The sequence below is a fragment of the Rhizobium sp. 01T417 genome, from assembly GCF_056398905.1.
The window spans coordinates 57,228-73,513 of sequence record NZ_JBFTQH010000005.1; the positions used below are offsets into that span (position 1 = coordinate 57,228).

At 60.7% G+C, this 16,286-nt stretch carries 14 protein-coding genes; 8 read left to right on the forward strand and 6 right to left on the reverse strand.

What is annotated here, in order from left to right:
* Positions 1-155: 155 nt before the first annotated feature.
* On the reverse strand, positions 156-1,184 hold the full coding sequence (locus AC1DPR_RS07355) for a zinc-dependent alcohol dehydrogenase family protein (RefSeq protein WP_018857190.1): 1,029 nt from the start codon (positions 1,182-1,184) through the stop codon (positions 156-158).
* A gap of 159 nt (positions 1,185-1,343) precedes the next feature.
* Between AC1DPR_RS07355 and ypfJ the strand changes: the two genes are divergently transcribed.
* Complete coding sequence (gene ypfJ / locus AC1DPR_RS07360; protein ID WP_113163495.1) at positions 1,344-2,261, forward strand: KPN_02809 family neutral zinc metallopeptidase; 918 nt, start codon at positions 1,344-1,346, stop codon at positions 2,259-2,261.
* Between the two features lie 40 nt (positions 2,262-2,301).
* On the opposite strand, the gene AC1DPR_RS07365 is transcribed toward ypfJ, so the two are convergent.
* Positions 2,302-3,297 (reverse strand): aldo/keto reductase, encoded by a 996-nt coding sequence (locus AC1DPR_RS07365; protein WP_026371791.1) that lies wholly within the window; start codon positions 3,295-3,297, stop codon positions 2,302-2,304.
* Positions 3,298-3,406: 109 nt separating this feature from the next.
* Here AC1DPR_RS07365 and AC1DPR_RS07370 point away from each other — a divergent pair, with 109 nt between their 5' ends.
* From AC1DPR_RS07370 to AC1DPR_RS07380, 3 genes are all read left to right on the forward strand, one after another.
* On the forward strand, positions 3,407-4,312 hold the full coding sequence (locus AC1DPR_RS07370) for a LysR family transcriptional regulator (protein ID WP_018857187.1): 906 nt from the start codon (positions 3,407-3,409) through the stop codon (positions 4,310-4,312).
* Between the two features lie 156 nt (positions 4,313-4,468).
* A complete protein-coding gene (locus tag AC1DPR_RS07375) occupies positions 4,469-5,716 on the forward strand; it encodes a TCR/Tet family MFS transporter (RefSeq protein WP_018857186.1) in 1,248 nt (415 codons plus the stop codon).
* A gap of 142 nt (positions 5,717-5,858) precedes the next feature.
* Positions 5,859-7,262 carry an MATE family efflux transporter gene (locus tag AC1DPR_RS07380; RefSeq protein ID WP_477816040.1) on the forward strand — a complete coding sequence of 468 codons (1,404 nt, stop codon included), beginning with the start codon at positions 5,859-5,861 and terminating at the stop codon, positions 7,260-7,262.
* A gap of 13 nt (positions 7,263-7,275) precedes the next feature.
* On the opposite strand, the gene AC1DPR_RS07385 is transcribed toward AC1DPR_RS07380, so the two are convergent.
* Complete coding sequence (locus AC1DPR_RS07385; protein ID WP_018857184.1) at positions 7,276-7,596, reverse strand: antibiotic biosynthesis monooxygenase family protein; 321 nt, start codon at positions 7,594-7,596, stop codon at positions 7,276-7,278.
* Positions 7,597-7,848: 252 nt separating this feature from the next.
* Between AC1DPR_RS07385 and AC1DPR_RS07390 the strand changes: the two genes are divergently transcribed.
* Complete coding sequence (locus AC1DPR_RS07390) at positions 7,849-8,382, forward strand: dihydrofolate reductase family protein (protein ID WP_018857183.1); 534 nt, start codon at positions 7,849-7,851, stop codon at positions 8,380-8,382.
* 55 nt (positions 8,383-8,437) lie between these two features.
* Here the strand turns inward: AC1DPR_RS07390 and AC1DPR_RS07395 are convergent, their stop codons facing one another.
* A complete protein-coding gene (locus tag AC1DPR_RS07395) occupies positions 8,438-8,731 on the reverse strand; it encodes a hypothetical protein (RefSeq protein WP_018857182.1) in 294 nt (97 codons plus the stop codon).
* 153 nt (positions 8,732-8,884) lie between these two features.
* A complete protein-coding gene (carA, locus tag AC1DPR_RS07400; protein ID WP_025659294.1) occupies positions 8,885-10,090 on the reverse strand; it encodes a glutamine-hydrolyzing carbamoyl-phosphate synthase small subunit in 1,206 nt (401 codons plus the stop codon).
* Positions 10,091-10,363: 273 nt separating this feature from the next.
* Here carA and AC1DPR_RS07405 point away from each other — a divergent pair, with 273 nt between their 5' ends.
* Positions 10,364-10,816 carry a GatB/YqeY domain-containing protein gene (locus tag AC1DPR_RS07405; RefSeq protein WP_025659295.1) on the forward strand — a complete coding sequence of 151 codons (453 nt, stop codon included), beginning with the start codon at positions 10,364-10,366 and terminating at the stop codon, positions 10,814-10,816.
* On the opposite strand, the gene AC1DPR_RS07410 is transcribed toward AC1DPR_RS07405, so the two are convergent.
* Entirely contained in the window at positions 10,817-11,695 is an 879-nt protein-coding gene (locus AC1DPR_RS07410) for a hypothetical protein (protein WP_018857179.1), read from the reverse strand.
* Positions 11,696-12,357: 662 nt separating this feature from the next.
* Here AC1DPR_RS07410 and dnaG point away from each other — a divergent pair.
* Both dnaG and recQ read left to right on the forward strand, forming a co-directional pair.
* Complete coding sequence (gene dnaG, locus AC1DPR_RS07415; RefSeq protein WP_169681521.1) at positions 12,358-14,343, forward strand: DNA primase; 1,986 nt, start codon at positions 12,358-12,360, stop codon at positions 14,341-14,343.
* Entirely contained in the window at positions 14,340-16,196 is a 1,857-nt protein-coding gene (recQ, locus tag AC1DPR_RS07420; RefSeq protein ID WP_018857177.1) for a DNA helicase RecQ, read from the forward strand. Before dnaG ends, recQ begins: the two co-directional genes overlap by 4 nt.
* Positions 16,197-16,286: the final 90 nt, after the last annotated feature.

Sequence of the window (16,286 nt, forward strand, 5' to 3'; positions counted from 1 at the left end):
CTAGCTGCGCAGAAAGCCGGCCAGGGTGGGAGGCACCGGCCGGGTCGCGCATATGATGGTCTTTTCAGGCTAGAAGCGGCTTATAGGCAAATGTATTTGTAAACGGAACCCCATAATTTGCGGAATCGACAGGAATTGGCAGCTCTTGTGAGAGCCTAGTCGATGCCCGGTACGACAAGTGCCCGGATCTCGCCTTTCCGGGCGGGATTGGAGATCGCTTCCACGCCCTCCTTGAAACCGATCCGGCGGGAGATTAGTGGCTCGACTTGGATCGTTCCCGACGCGATCAGTTCGGCCGCCCGCCGGTGAGTGAACGGGTTGATAAATGAGCTTACCAGCTTGATCTCTCGGAAGAGGAGATCGAACGGCTCGATTGCGACCTTCACACCCTGCGGCATGACTCCGAGGATCACGACCGTGCCGCCGCGCCGCGCAAGCCCAGGTGCCTGTTCGATCGTTTCCGCTACGCCCGCGCATTCGATGACGACATCGGCGCCTCCCGGCAACAAACCGTCGTGCGCGGTCAAGCGGGACACGATATCGCCGACCGAGGGATCCGCATTCGCGGTCGCTCCCAGCCTTTCGGCGACCCTCCGCTTCTCTTCGCTGCGGGTAACGAGAACAACCTTTGTCGCTCCCGCCAGGCGGGCCAACTGGACGACCAGCAAGCCGATCACGCCGCCGCCAAGGACGACAACCGACGAGCCCGTTCGGATTTCCGCAAGGTCGACACCGTGGATGCAGCAGGCGAGAGGTTCGCAGAAGGCGCCATGCAGAGGCGGCAGTGCCAAGGGCAGCTCGAAAGCCTGCTGCTGCGGGATGCAGACATATTCCGCAAAGCCACCGTCGCGATGGATGCCGGTCGCCTGCAGGTTATGGCAGAGATTGACGCGGCCGCGCTGGCATTCTGGACACTGACCGCATGCGATATTCGGATCGCCGGTGACGCGCATGCCTTCGCGAAAGCCGCTCACGCCATCGCCCACTCTTTCGATGATGCCGCAGAACTCATGGCCGAGCGTAACGGGCGGCTTGGAAGGAAACTCTCCGAGGAACAGATGCCGGTCGGTGCCGCAAATGCCACAAGCCTCCACACGAACCAGCAACTCGCCAACACCCGGGTCGGGACGCTCTACCTCGCGCAGAGCCAGCTTGCCCGTCGCTTCGAGCCGAAGTGCCTTCATGTCTCTCCTCCTCAGACTTCTTTCTCGCAAGGAGGCCCGAATGTCGATGTCTCGTCAAGCTGGTCCACAGTGGTGTACGGGTTCTCTCAGGTTAACTGGAATTTCCCGATCATCGAGATATATACCTACCGATCGAAGGTTTAGCCCAGGGGAACCGTCATGGAGTGGAAAGGCCGGCGTCAGTCCGACAACATCGAGGATCGTCGTGGCGATCCTTCCATGGGCGGATTGGGCAGAGGTGGAGGCTTCGGCTTTCCTACCGGCGGCGGCATGGGCCGGCGCGGCGGCGGCCTGAGCATCGGCACCATCATCTTTCTTGTTGTCATCTATTTTATCCTCAAGGCCATGGGCATAGACCTGCTGCAGGTTATGGATGGCGGCATGACGACCAACGGCCCCGGCTATGAGCAAAGCGAATCGGGAAGTCAGACACCTGCCAACGATGAAATGACCGCATTCGTTCGTACCGTTCTTGCCGAGACCGAGGACACGTGGAACGGGATCTTCCAGTCCCTTGGTCGTCAGTACGAAGAGCCTCGCCTCGTTCTCTTTTCCGGACAGACGCAGTCTGCCTGCGGCTTTGCCTCAGCGGCGACCGGTCCTTTCTACTGCCCGAGCGACCACAAGGTCTATCTCGACACGGCCTTCTTCAACCAGCTCAGCCGCCAGTTCGGCGCCTCCGGCGATTTCGCCGAAGCCTACGTCGTTGCGCATGAAGTCGGCCATCATGTTCAGAACTTGCTGGGCATCCTGCCGAAATTCAACGAGGCGCGTCAGCGGATGAGCGAGGCGGAGGCCAACAAGATGTCCGTCCGCGTTGAACTGCAGGCCGACTGCTTCGCCGGCATCTGGGGCAAATTTACCGATCAGAAGGGCATTCTCGAAGCCGGCGATCTGGAGGAGGCGCTGAACGCAGCCCAGCAGATTGGCGACGACAGGCTGCAGAAGCGCAGCCAGGGCTACGTCGTGCCCGAGAGTTTCAACCACGGCACTTCGGAGCAGCGGGCGCGTTGGTTCAAGCGTGGCTTCGACAGCGGGCAGTTGTCGGCCTGCGATACCTTCTCAGGCCCCGTGTGATTTGAGACAGCCTCTCCTTATGTGGAGAGGCTGGCCAGCATCACTTTTCACTGTCCATATGTCTGATCTGTGCGTCAGGGTAGCGTGCACCCGCCGCGGCGTCCTTCGGCACGGCGCGTTCGATGGCCGCCATATCCTCGGTGGACAATTGCACAGCGCGCGAACCGAGCGCTTCGGTAAGCTGGTCACGTCGGCGCGCGCCGACGAGGGGCACGATGTCCTGCCCGCGGGCCGCCACCCAGGCGATGGCGATCTGAGCGACAGATACCCGCTTCTCGTCCGCGATCTTTCGCAGTTCCTCGACGAGCGCGAGGTTCTGATCGATGTTGCTGTCCTGGAAGCGCGGGCTCATGCCGCGGAAATCACCGGAGCCGGTTGCCTGTCCCTTATGCCAATGTCCGCTGATCAGGCCGCGGGAGAGAACACCGTAGGCGGTGATTGAAATCCCGAGCTCACGGCAGGTTGGCAGGATCTGGTTCTCGATGCCGCGCGAGATCAGTGAATACTCGATCTGCAGATCGCAAATCGGATGGGCGCTGGCTGCGCGGCGTATGGTATCTGCGCCGACTTCCGAAAGGCCGACATGCCTGACGTACCCTGCCTTGATCATGTCACCGATCGTGCCCACCGTTTCCTCGATGGGAACGTTGGGATCCAGGCGGGCGGGGCGGTAGATGTCGATGTAGTCGACGTCGAGACGCTTCAGCGTGTAGGCGAGGAAGTTCTTGATCGCGGCGGGCCGGGAGTCGTAGCCGCTCCAGTTGCCGGCTGGATCGCGCAGGGCGCCGAACTTGACGCTGATGACGACGTCGTCCCGCTTGCGGCCCTTCAACGCTTCGCCGATCAGCATCTCGTTGTGGCCCATGCCGTAGAAGTCGCCGGTGTCGAGCAGGTTGATGCCGACGTCGAGAGCAGCATGAATCGTGGCAATGCTCTCGCTGCGGTCGGATGGCCCGTACATGCCGGACATGCCCATGCAGCCGAGGCCGATGGCCGATACCATTGGGCCGGTTTCTCCCAAACGATGCTTTTCCATTTCGTTCTCCTTCGTCACGCCGATGTTGATCGCCGGGAATAGTTTTATCGCGCCCGGCCTCGTGCGATAATCCATATGAATGCGAACGAGCTGTACGGGGAAATGCACAATGGAAGACCTTCCTCTCAATGATCTGGATGCCTTCACGGCCATTGCAAGGGAGCGCAGCTTTCGCGCCGCTGCCCGCAAGCGCGGTGTCTCCGCTTCTTCACTGAGCGACTCGCTGCGGCGGCTGGAGGAGCATGTCGGTGTTCGCCTGCTCAACCGGACGACCCGCAGCGTCACGCCGACGGAGGCTGGGGAGCGGCTGCTCCAACGCCTGACACCTGCGCTTAGCGAAATCTCCTTGGCGCTCCAGCAACTCGACGTTTTCCGTGATAGCCCGAGCGGAACCCTCCGCCTCAACGTGCCGATCATCGCCACGCGGCTTTTCCTGCCTGATCTCGCCAGCCGTTTTCTGAAGCGTTACCCGCGGATCTCGCTCGAGATCGTCGGAGAGGATACGTTCGTCGATGTGCTCGCAGCCGGGTATGACGCCGGCATCCGCTATGACGAGCGGCTTGAGCGCGACATGATCGCAGTGCCGATCGGGCCGCGCCGTCAAAGATATGTCACGGCGGCCGCGCCTGACTACCTCGAGCGCCGCGGTATCCCTGGTCACCCGCGCGACCTGCTCGAGCATGAGTGTGTCAGGCATCGTTTCCTCAGCGGAGCTGCGTTGCCCTGGGAGTTCGAGCGGGCAGACGAGACTCTAGTGATTACGCCGAAGGGGCCGATCATCGCCAACACGATCGAAATGCAAGTCTCGGCTGCGGTCACCGGGCTCGGCATCATCAGGACCTTCGAGGAGGTTCTGATGCCCGCCATCGAGAGGGGAGAATTGGTGCCGATCCTCGATGATTGGGTGACGGAATTCTCAGGTCCGTTTCTCTACTATGCGAGCCGTAAACACATGCCGCCTGCGCTTCGGGCGTTCGTCGACTTCGTCAAAGGCGAACCGCGGAAAGAGGGGTAGAATCCCCGTTTGTTCCGGTTCTCGATCAACTTAACTCGTGAGCCTATCAAAAGATTTGAAATGTTCACGGATTGTTTCGCTAATATACGTGAGCTATGTAACAAATGCCGGCGACGAGATCGTCTTTTCAGAAATAGCCTGCTGTAGAGATGCCTCATGCTTGATCCGAAATTCGTTCGTCGCGGCTTGTTCCTTGTCTTCATGATCCTGTTTCTCGACGTGATCGGGATCGCGATCATCATGCCTGTGCTGCCCGCTTATCTTGAGCAATTGACCGGTGGGTCCGTGAGCGATGCAGCTCTCGATGGTGGCTGGCTGCTTGTCGTCTATGCGGTCATGCAGTTCCTGTTTGCGCCGTTCCTGGGCAATCTCAGCGACCGCTTCGGGCGGCGCCCCATTCTGCTTCTGTCGGTGCTGACCTTTGCGATCGACAACTTCATCTGCGCAGTGGCGACGAGCTTCTGGATGCTTTTTATCGGTCGTGCGCTGGCTGGCTTCAGCGGCGGCAGCTTTGCGACCTGTTCCGCCTACATCGCCGACATCAGCAATGATGACAATCGGGCCAAGAATTTCGGCCTGATCGGCATTGCGTTTGGCGTCGGTTTCACGATCGGCCCTGTCATCGGCGGCTTCCTCGGCGAGTTCGGCCCCCGAGTACCGTTTTTTGGGGCAGCGGCGCTCTCGTTCCTCAATTTCGTTGCCGCCTATTTCATGCTTCCCGAGACATTGGAGGCAAAGAATCGTCGGACGTTTGAGTGGAAGCGTGCCAATCCTCTTGGCGCGCTGAAGCAGATGCGAAACTACCCCGGTATTGGGTCAATCTGTGCGGTCATGTTCCTTTTCTGGCTGGCGCATGCCGTCTATCCGGCGGTCTGGGCCTTCGTATCGACTTTCCGTTATGGCTGGAGCGAGGGCCAGATCGGCCTGTCTCTCGGCATCTACGGCATCGGCGCAGCCTTTGTCATGGGCGTCATTCTGCCGAAGATCGTGCCGGTACTCGGCGAGTGGAAGACAGCAGTGCTGGGCTTGTGTTTTTCCGTCGTCGGACTGACGGGTTACGCCTTCGCCTGGGAGGGCTGGATGGTCTACACGATCATCGTGCTGACGGTGATGGAAAATGTCGCCGATCCGCCGCTGCGAAGCATAGCAGTCGCCAAGGTGCCCCCCTCTGCTCAGGGAGAATTGCAAGGGGCGCTCACCAGCCTCAGCAGCATCACCACGATCGTCGGGCCGCTGATCTTTACGCAGCTGTTCGGCTACTTCACTGGACCCGAGGCGCCGGTGCGTTTCGCTGGGGCGCCATACCTGCTGTCGGCCATCATCATCCTGATCGCGGCCATTGTGTTCTTGACGAAGGTACGCACGGTCAAGGTCGCAGAAGCCGTCGAGCAGCCGGCCGAGTGAGCCATCAGAATTCGTGATGCGATGATGAATTTTTCATCATTTGCCTAGTTTTGAATGGCTCTTTGCGGAGCTTTGATCTAATTCCTCTTGATGTTTTGCCGCAACTTGCGGCCGTCAGCGATTCAATCACAGGACTGGTGTCATGGACACGCCGATCGACGCGCGCAAGCTAGCGCCGAAAAACGATAACCATTGGGCTGCGCATTTCCGCGCCACGCTGGCGCTCGGAGTCCCGTTGATTGGCGCGCAGCTGGCCCAGCTCGGCATCAACACGACCGACGTGATGATTGTCGGCCGTCTCGGTGCTGAAAACCTCGCTGCCATGGTGCTATCGGCGCAGTTCCTGTTCACGATCCTCGTTTTCGGCTCGGGTTTCGCCATCGCGGTCATACCGATGGTTGCGCAGGCCTACGGGAAGGGCGACGTCGTCAGCGTGCGCCGGTCGCTACGCATGGGCCTTTGGGTCGTGCTGGCCTATTGGGTGATCATGCTGCCAGCGTTCTTCAATTCCGAGCGGATCCTGCTTGCCGCTGGACAGAAGCCCGAAGTGGCTGCACTCGCGCATGGCTACATATTGATCGGTCAATTCGGCGTGCTGCCGGGGCTGCTTTACAATGTCATGCGTGCGCTGGTCAGCGCGATCGGCCGCGCGGCGGTCATTCTCAACGTGACGATCGCGATGCTGGTGCTGAACGCCTTCTTCGCATATGCGCTGGTGCTCGGCCATTTCGGCTTCCCGGCAATGGGCCTAGAGGGAGCGGCGATCGTTTCGGTCGTCGTGCAGGCCGCCGGCTTCCTGTTTATCATTGGCTATGTGCAGAGCAGGGCGGAGACGCGGCGCTACGAGATATTCGTCCGGTTCTGGCGTCCCGACTGGAAGGCCTTCTGGGAAGTCGTGCGTCTCGGCCTGCCGATCAGCGTGACGATCCTCGCCGAAGTGAGCCTCTTTTCCGTTGCCTCGCTGCTGATGGGGCAAATCGGAACGATCGAGCTCGCCGCTCACGGCATCGCGCTGCAATGGGCGTCGATTGCCTTCATGATCCCGCTTGGCCTGTCGCAGGCGGCCACCGTTCGGGTCGGCGTCGCGCACGGGCAGGGCGACTACACCGCAGTCGTTCGGGCTTCGATCGCTGTCGTCGTCATCGCCTGCCTGATCGCGGCGGCCGGCAGCATTCTGTTTGCTGCCGTTCCCGAGTTCCTGGGAAGCTGGTTCCTTGATACGACCCTGCCGGAGGCACCTCAGGTGCTTGCCTATGCTGGGCCGCTGATCGTTGTGGCAGGGCTCTTCCAGTTGGTCGATGGCTTGCAGGCAATCGCCAATGGCCTGCTGCGCGGCTTGAAGGATGCGCGCGTACCGATGATCCTGGCGCTGATCGCCTATTGGCCGATTGGCTTCTTCCTCGCCTGGGCCTTTGCGTTCCCGCTTGGCTTCGGTGGAATCGGCATCTGGTTCGGCTTCTTGGTCGGGCTGGCGGCGGCAGCCGTGATGCTTTGCGGACGCTTCTACCTGCTTGTCCGCCGCGAAAAGAACATGGCCGGCGTCTAGCCGGCCATTCGGATCAAGCCGCGATCGGCTTGTAGTTGGCAATGTCGGCGCGAATGCCTAGGCGTTCGAACAGCGCCTGCGGATCGAAGTTTCTGGCGCGATGGGCTGCCTGCACCACCGCTTTGACCCGGTCGATCACCTCGGCACTTTCCCATTGCGCGATCGTCACGAAGTTGAACTCGCCAGGCCCTGAAACCTGCTCCAGCACCTGATGGCTGATGAAGCCCTCCTGCGCCTGCAAGACCTCGTGCGTCTTCAGCACGTTCATGAGGAATTCCTCCCGCGCAGCCTCCGGAACAGCAAACTTGTCGATCCGGTAAAACGCTCCGTTCATCCCTGTCTCCTTTGCTTTGGATGTCACAAGCGCGGGTGTAATTCCTCAAGTTAAGTTGAGGTCAATAGGTCGACACAAATGGCCACTGTAGGTGACCCGTGGGTGGTTAGGGCCGGTCTGCCTTGTGCGTAGAGGTTGGAAGGGAGCTCTAATTTGGTCGCACCAACCAAGCGACGTCAGATTGTAAGCAAATTCATTTCTGCGTAGCATCGGTCAGACCGTTGTGAGGAACTTGGGAGGAGGTCCTGCAGCATGTCCAAGCTCGTGTTCGCTTTGAACCAGTCCCTGGATGGTTATGTCGACCATTTAGAATTTGGGCCGCCCGATCCCGTGCTCTTTCGTCATTTCATCGACGACGTGCGCGGCCTTGCCGGAAGCGTATACGGTCGCCGCATGTACGAGGCGATGCGGTATTGGGACGAAGACCATGCCGAATGGGACGAGGCGGAGTGCGACTACGCAGCGGCGTGGCGGCGCCAACCGAAATGGGTCGTGTCGCGCTCGCTGCAATCAGTCGGCCCGAACGCCACGCTTGTCGCGGACGACATCGAAGCGACCATCCGCGGGTTGAAGGCTCAGCTGGACGGAGTGATTGAAGTTTCCGGACCTGAACTGGCGCGAAGTCTTGGTGACCTCGGTCTGGTCGATGAGTATCGAATGTATCTCCATCCCGTCGTGCTTGGTCGCGGCAAGCCGTTCTTCGCCGGCCCGCGGCCGCCGCTGCGCCTCGTGGCGAGCGATCGAATTGGCGGGGACGTGATCAGGTTGACATACGTTCTGGCATAGTCGCGCGACCGACCCGCCTCAGTCCGGCGGTGGCCGCGCGCTTATAATCTGCGACCTAGTAATTGTACATCGACATTGGATCGTTGATGCAGGCGTAGTCCAGGAGGCACTGCTTGCCCGTACGGTCACGCAAGCTGGCGGTGCTCAGCTTGTCGCCTGGGCCGCATTGAGCTGGCGGATAGCGAAAGTTGCGGCCTCCGAAGCCGAGGCGGACATAGACCTTCTTGGATTGGCGGATAATCTGCGCGAGCTGTGCGCAGCTGTAGTCTTTCGCATCGACCTTCACAGGCCCGGCGGCAAAGGATACCGTCGGGAGCAAGCACGCAACGACTAGAACCAAGCATCTCATGGCTGGCGGCCTCCTGACCGAAACTCAGTAAATCAGCACTCTCGACGCTATTCAAACGGATATCGCGTGGCGGCAGCCGCGGATGCGCGCAATAGCTAAAACGAGAAAAGCCCGCTGGGAAGCGGGCTTTCGAATTGCGTGAAGGGATCCGTCTCAGCGCTCGGCGAGAGCTTCCTCGCCCTTCTTCGCGCGCACCAGATTGATGAAGCGACGGAAGAGGTAGTGGCTGTCCTGCGGGCCGGGGGAGGCTTCCGGGTGATGCTGCACCGAGAAGATCGGCTTACCAGCGACACGCAGGCCGCAGTTGGTGCCGTCGAAGAGGGAAACGTGAGTCTCTTCAACGCCATGGGGCAGAGACTTCGTGTCGACCGCGAAGCCGTGGTTCATCGAGACGATCTCGACCTTGCCTGTGGTGTGATCCTTGACGGGGTGGTTGGCGCCATGATGGCCCTGGTGCATCTTTTCGGTCTTGGCGCCGAGCGCGAGGCCGAGCATCTGGTGACCGAGGCAGATGCCGAAGACCGGGATGTCGGTCTTGATCAGCTTCTGGATAACAGGAACGGCGTATTCGCCTGTTGCGGCCGGGTCGCCCGGGCCGTTCGACAGGAAGATGCCGTCGGGCTGCATGGCAAGCACATCCTCGGCACTCGTCGTTGCCGGCATGACGGTGACCTTGCAGTCGAGGCCGGCAAAGAGGCGCAGGATGTTGCGCTTGACGCCGTAGTCGAGGCAGACGACGTGATACGTCGCATTTTCTGGGGTAAGCTCGCCGTAACCTTCGTTCCAGATCCACGGGGTCTGCGCCCACTGCGACGTTTGGCCTGACGAAGCGATCTTGGCGAGGTCGAGGCCTTCGAGGCCGCTCCACGCCTTGGCTTCCGCCTTCAGCGTCTCAACGTCGAACACACCGTTGGGGTCATGGGCGATAACGGCGTTCGGCGAGCCGTTTTCGCGGATCCAAGCCGTCAGCGCGCGTGTGTCGACACCGCAGAGGCCGATGATGCCGCGAGCCTTCAGCCAGGCATCGAGGTGCTTGACGGCGCGGTAGTTGGACGGATCGGTGATATCGGCCTTGAAGATGACGCCGACGGCGCCGTGGCGTGCTGCTGGCGTCAGGTCCTCGATGTCTTCGTCGTTGGTGCCGATGTTGCCGATATGCGGGAAGGTAAAGGTGACGATCTGGCCGAGATAGGAGGGGTCCGTCAGAATCTCTTCGTAGCCAGTCAGCGCCGTGTTGAAGACCACCTCAGCCTGGACCTTGCCGGTCGCGCCGATGCCCTTGCCTTCGATGACGGTTCCGTCTGCAAGAACGAGCAGGGCAGTCGGCTTTTCGGTTGTCCAGGGTGCTGTCGCGGTCATCTTCATCCCGTTTCCGGCAGCCACACGTCCTTGGGCAACGTTGGCCGGCCATTTGGTTCGCAAGCATATGCGCGCGGCAAGGCGCGCGCTCTCAGGCCTGATCACGAATTTTGGTGCAGGTGGCGGTAAATAGCCACGCTGTTGCGCGAGGTCAATCTTTGTAGCGCACATTCTGCGGGTTTTCTCGCGCTTTCTGCCGTCATTTTCCGCAATTTATTTGATCCCATGCATTCGCGTGGTTTATGAAGCGGCATTCAAACAGGAGTGATTATGATGTTGCGCGATCAACTCGCCGCCGCCCTCAAGGATGCCATGAAGTCCAAGAATGCCGAGCGGCTCTCGACCGTTCGCCTGATTCAGGCCGCCATCAAGGACCGGGATATTGCCAATCGTGGCGCCGGCAAGGAAGAAGCGAGCGACGACGAAATCCTGCAGATCCTCGCCAAGATGGTGAAGCAGCGCGACGAATCGGCGAAGATCTACGAAGAAAACGCGCGCCCCGAACTGGCCGCTAAAGAGCGTGCCGAAATTGCGGTGCTCCATGATTTCCTGCCGAAACAGCTTTCGGATGCGGAGGTTCGCAGCAACATCGCCGCGATCATCGCGGAAATCGGCGCCGCCGGCCCGAAGGACATGGGCAAGGTGATGGCCGTCCTGAAGGAGCGCTATGCCGGCCAGATGGATTTCTCCAAGGCCTCCGGCGCCGTCAAGGAACAGCTGAACTAATCAGCGCAGGCTCGCCGTCTTTCTGGCGGCGAGCCCCAGAACCGCTTCTGCGGCAGCATCGACAATGGCGAATTTCGCGGCCTGATAACCCCAATACTCCATGATAAACGCGCGCGAAATCCAGGTATCGCCCTTATAGGGCGGTTGTGTCCAACCCACGCTTCCCATTTCGGATGCCGTCGTCAGCAGGCGCTTCAAATGCGTGTTGGAGATCATGAACTGGTCACGGATTTCCTTGAGCGACACGGGGCCGATGTGGGCCCGTTCCGAGTTGCGATCGAAGTTGTCGATACTGATCATAAGGTAGTCCATGATCAGGCCGCCGGAGTTTGCCCAGTTGAACAGATTGTATGTAGCGCCTGGGTCGCGCACGGCATCGCTATCGATAATCCCCTTGGAGATCAGCGGCTGCATCCTCGAGAAGGCCGAGGGGTCGGCATTCATCCGGTCCAGCCGATTGCCGCCGTCAAGACTGTCGAGAATAAAAAGGTGGGTGGCGAGCCACCTGTAAAAGTGTTCGTGAGCGGTTTCCGTCGGCTCCAACAGGCGCGTGCGCTTGTCGCTGGTACTCAAGACCGGACTAAGGAACCGGTAGGCTAGCATTTCCTGGATAAAGGCTGCGGCGGTATTGCGGCTCGCAATCTTGTTCGCAACGGCAAAGGCGATGAAACGGCGCGAATAAAGGCCGAGCTTCGGTTCGCCGGGATAGCCGAAGTGGAGTGCAAAGCCGGCATGGGCCATCAACCAGCGTTGCTGCGCGGCAAAGATCGATGCGATGCGCGGGCTCTCGCGGTAGATCGTCAGCATTTCGCGGGCGCAGTTCAGCACGGCCACGAAAAAGGCGTCGCTTTCTAAAAAATCCTCAACTCTATGTGGCATTCGATGATCCCGGTAGGATACTTTCATTGGGCATCGAAGGAGAACTGTCAATGCCATCCACTGCCCACAGCGGACATGGAGACATCGAAGATAAAACTTTTAGGTGAAATTATAGAAGGCAGGAGCTGGGGGTGCTCCTGCCTTCTTGCTCTTTGCTTCCGGTGGCGACGCAGGACCGAGATCCAAGCCACCGGTTACTCGCAAAGACACCCTTGCGAGGCGGCGCCGGGGGTAGGGATGGTGCCTCGCTTGGGGATCGCTTCTTTCCCATTGAAGTTATTGCGACGCGGCAACTGATTCAAATTACAAAAAAATAATGATTGGCGACGGGGCTGCCTTAGGTGTGGCAACCGCGATGGAGGCTACTGCGCGCCGACATGAAATTCGTCGGTCGGAGCAATTCGGAAGCCGTTGTTCCGAAATCGGTTTTTGACGATAGTCAAGAACTGAGACGGTCGGGACGCCTGCTTACATACACGCAAAACGTGGGGTTATTGCCGTCAGTGTCGCACCCCCTGTCGCAGGGGCGGTAACGCATTTTTGAACACTCATTTCGGGAGAATTTTGAGCAGGCAATGGTCCTGTGAATAGCGCGGCTTTCGCCCAAATGCCGTGGCATCTGCGTATGAACCTGCTTATATGGACCCAATCAAGAGGTTCACATGCGCTTTTCCAATTCCTTTCTCGACGAGATACGCGATCGCGTGCCGATTTCGGACGTGATTGGCCGTCGTGTGAGCTGGGACAAGCGCAAGACCAACGTGTCGCGCGGCGACTATTGGGCCTGCTGCCCGTTTCACGGCGAGAAGTCGCCGAGCTTCCACTGCGAGGACCGAAAGGGGCGCTACCACTGCTTCGGCTGCGGCGTCACCGGCGATCACTTCCGCTTTCTCACAGATCTGGAAGGGTTGAATTTTCCGGAGGCGGTGCAGCAGATCGCCGACATGGCGGGCGTTGCCATGCCGGTTGCCGATCCGGTTATGGAGAAGCGCGAGAAGGAGCGCACTTCGCTTCTCGACGTGATGGAGCTTGCGACCAAGTACTTTCAGGATCAGTTGCAGACGGCAAACGGCGCGCGGGCGCGGGCTTATCTTCGCGACCGCGGGCTGACGGGACGCACGATCGAGACCTTCCGGCTCGGCTTTGCCCCCGATAGCCGAAACGCACTCAAGGAGTTTCTGGCGGGCAAGGGCATTGCCAAGGAACAGATCGAAGCATGTGGGCTGGTGGTCCATGGTCCCGAGGTGCCGGTCTCCTACGATCGCTTCCGCGACCGCATCATGTTCCCGATCCTGTCATCTCGCGAGAAGGTAATTGCGTTCGGGGGGCGTGCCATGTCGCCGGATGCGCCCGCGAAGTATCTCAATTCCAACGAGACAGAGCTGTTCCACAAAGGCAATGTGCTCTACAATTTCGCACGCGCCCGCCGGGCGACGCAGGGTGCGAACGGCGAGGGCACGATCATCGCCGTCGAAGGCTATATGGACGTGATCGCGCTGCATCAGGCCGGCGTCGAGAATGCCGTGGCGCCGCTCGGCACGGCATTGACCGAGAACCAGCTTGAACTCCTCTGGAAGATAACGCCGCAGCCCGTGCTTTGCTTCGATGGCGACGGCGCCGGCATTCGCGCCGCCAATCGCGCTGCCGATCTGGCGCTTCCGCATATCAAGCCGGGGCGCACCGTGCGCTTTGCCCTGTTGCCCGACGGCAAGGACCCGGACGATTTGGTGCGCAACGAAGGCCGTGCGCCCTTCGACAAGGTGATGAGCCAGGCGAAGCCGCTGGCAGAGATGATCTGGGGCCGTGAGATCAATACCGGGCAGTTCGAGACGCCTGAAGCGAAGGCCGAGCTCGAAGCGCGGTTGAAGCAGCTGGTTGGTGTCATTGCCGATGAGAATGTGCGCCGTCACTACCAGCAGGATATGCGCGACCGCCTGAACGGCTTCTTCCAGCCGCAATTCCAGAATCGCGGCAATGAGCGGCGAAGCTTTGATCGTGGCGGTGGACAATCCCGTGGCCGTGGCAACGAGGGGCCACGCGGCCCGCGCCTTTCCGGCGGAGGCATTTCCGATCGGCTCGCCCGCTCCGGTCTGGTTCGAGGCCACCAGGAGACGCCTGCCTTGCGCGAGAGCGTTCTGGCGCTGACAGTTATCAATCATCCGGCCTTGATGCAGGACGAGTACGACGAAATCGCCTCGATCGACTACGACAATCGCGAGCTTCAGCGGCTCTGGTCTGTCATGCTCGGCGCCGCCGCGGCCGTGGCCGGCCCGCACCTCACGCGAGAGCACCTGCTGGAGCGCATGGAAGAGCAAGGCTTCGGCTCATTGCTGCAGGGGCTCGAGCAGCAGATCCGCAATGCCCGCCTTTGGATCGCTACATCGGAGGCTGCGATGGAGGATGCGCGCGAAGGCTACCGGCAGGCGCTCGCCTTCCACAAACGCGCCAAAGCGCTGCGTTTCCAGAAGATCGAGCTCGAACGCGAGATCGCCGAGGCAACCGAGGCCGGCAACGGCGAGGTGATCGATCAGTTGATGCGCGCATTGCAGGAGGTTCATTTCGAGGGGCTTCGCTTAGAGAACCAGGAAGCGATCATCGATGGATTCGGCGTGCTCTCCGGCCGCGTCAAGGGAGCGGCTAGCCATTGAGGGATTCTACAGAGCAACTTTCTGCCGGCGATGCGCTGTTCGGCGCGGAGCGCTCGCCTCTTGGCATTCTTAACCGTGTCTATGGCTATCCGGCCTTCCGCGGCAAGCAGCAGCAGGTGGTGGAGCATGTCGTCGCCGGCGGCGATGCCGTCGTTCTCTTTCCGACGGGGGCCGGCAAATCGCTCTGCTTCCAGATTCCGGCGCTCTGCCGCGAAGGTGTCGGCATTGTCGTTTCGCCGCTGATTGCGCTGATGCGCGATCAGGTGGAGGCGATGAAGCAGCTCGGCATCAGGGCCGCGGCACTGAACTCGGCGCTGTCACGCGAGGAGTTCATCGAGGTTCGTCGCGCGATTGCCGCAGGCAAGCTCGATCTCCTTTACGTGACGCCGGAGCGCATTCTCATGGATGGCTTCCGCGACACGATCGGTAACGCGCGGATCTCGCTCTTCGCGATCGACGAGGCGCATTGTGTTTCCCAATGGGGCCATGACTTCCGCCCCGAGTATCGCGAGCTTGGCAAGCTGGCGGAGCACTACCCGGGTGTGCCGCGCATTGCGCTGACGGCGACGGCCGACTCGCACACCCGCGACGATATCGTCGAACGGTTGGCGCTGAACAATGCCCAGGTCTTTACGACCAGCTTCGATCGCCCGAACATTTCCTACGAAATCGTCGAGCGCGATCAGCCGCGCCAGCAGTTGCTGCGGTTTCTTTCCGGACACAAAGGCAACAGCGGTATCGTCTACTGTCTGTCCCGCGCCAAGGTCGAGGATACGGCCGAGTGGCTGAACGGGCAGGGCATTCGGGCGCTTCCCTATCACGCCGGCATGGACAGGGTGCTTCGCGATGCAAATCAGGATGCCTTTCTGAAAGAGGATGAGCTTTGCCTTGTCGCCACCGTCGCCTTCGGCATGGGGATCGACAAGCCGAATGTGCGCTACGTCGCGCATCTCGATCTGCCGGGCTCGGTCGAGGCGTACTACCAGGAGACGGGCCGCGCCGGGCGCGACGGCCTGCCTTCCGAAGTCTGGATGGCCTACGGCATGGCCGACGTCATCCAGCGCCGCCGGATGATCGACGACGGTGGTGCGGCCGACGAGATCAAACGCGTTGAGCGCTCCAAGCTGAACGCGCTGCTGGCGATCTGCGAAACCGCCTCGTGCCGCCGTCAGGCAATCCTTGCGCATTTCGGCGAGGCGCATGCCGGCAAGTGCGGTGGCTGCGATACCTGCCTGAAGCCGGTCGAGACCTGGGACGGGACGGAGGCAGCCATCAAGGCGCTTGCCGCGATCTACCGGACCGGCGAGCGGTTCGGCACCGGGCATGTCGTGGATGTGCTGCTCGGCAACGTCAACGAGAAGACTGAACGCTTCGGCCACACGACAATGCCGGTCTTTGGCGCCGGAAATGATCTGCCGGCCCGCACGTGGCAATCGGTATTCCGGCAATTGCTTGCGATGGGATTAGTCCGCGTCGACAATGAAGCGTTCGGCGCCCTGAAGCTCGAGGCGGAGGCCCGCGCCGTCTTCAAGCGCGAACGCCCGGTTTTCTTCCGCAAGGATCGTCCGGTTGCGGAACGACGTTCGAAACGAACGGCGCAGGTCGAGCGGCGCTCCGTTCTTTCAGGCGGAGACGGCGTGCTCTTCGAAGCCTTGCGCGCGGAGCGGACGGCGATCGCGCGCTCGCTCGGCGTGCCGCCCTATGTTGTCTTCCCCGATACGACACTCATCGCCTTCGCGACCGAGCGGCCGCGGACGCACAAGGAGATGCTCAACATCTCGGGGGTCGGCCAGTCGAAGCTCGAGCGCTACGGTGATGCGTTTCTGGATGTGATCCTCGGTCACGATGACTAGGCTGCGCCGAGGGTGACGGTTGGATCGGGCATGACATGCTGACGCTTTCAAGGTCTTTAGGATCCAAAGCCCCCCGTCTCGAGCCACGCG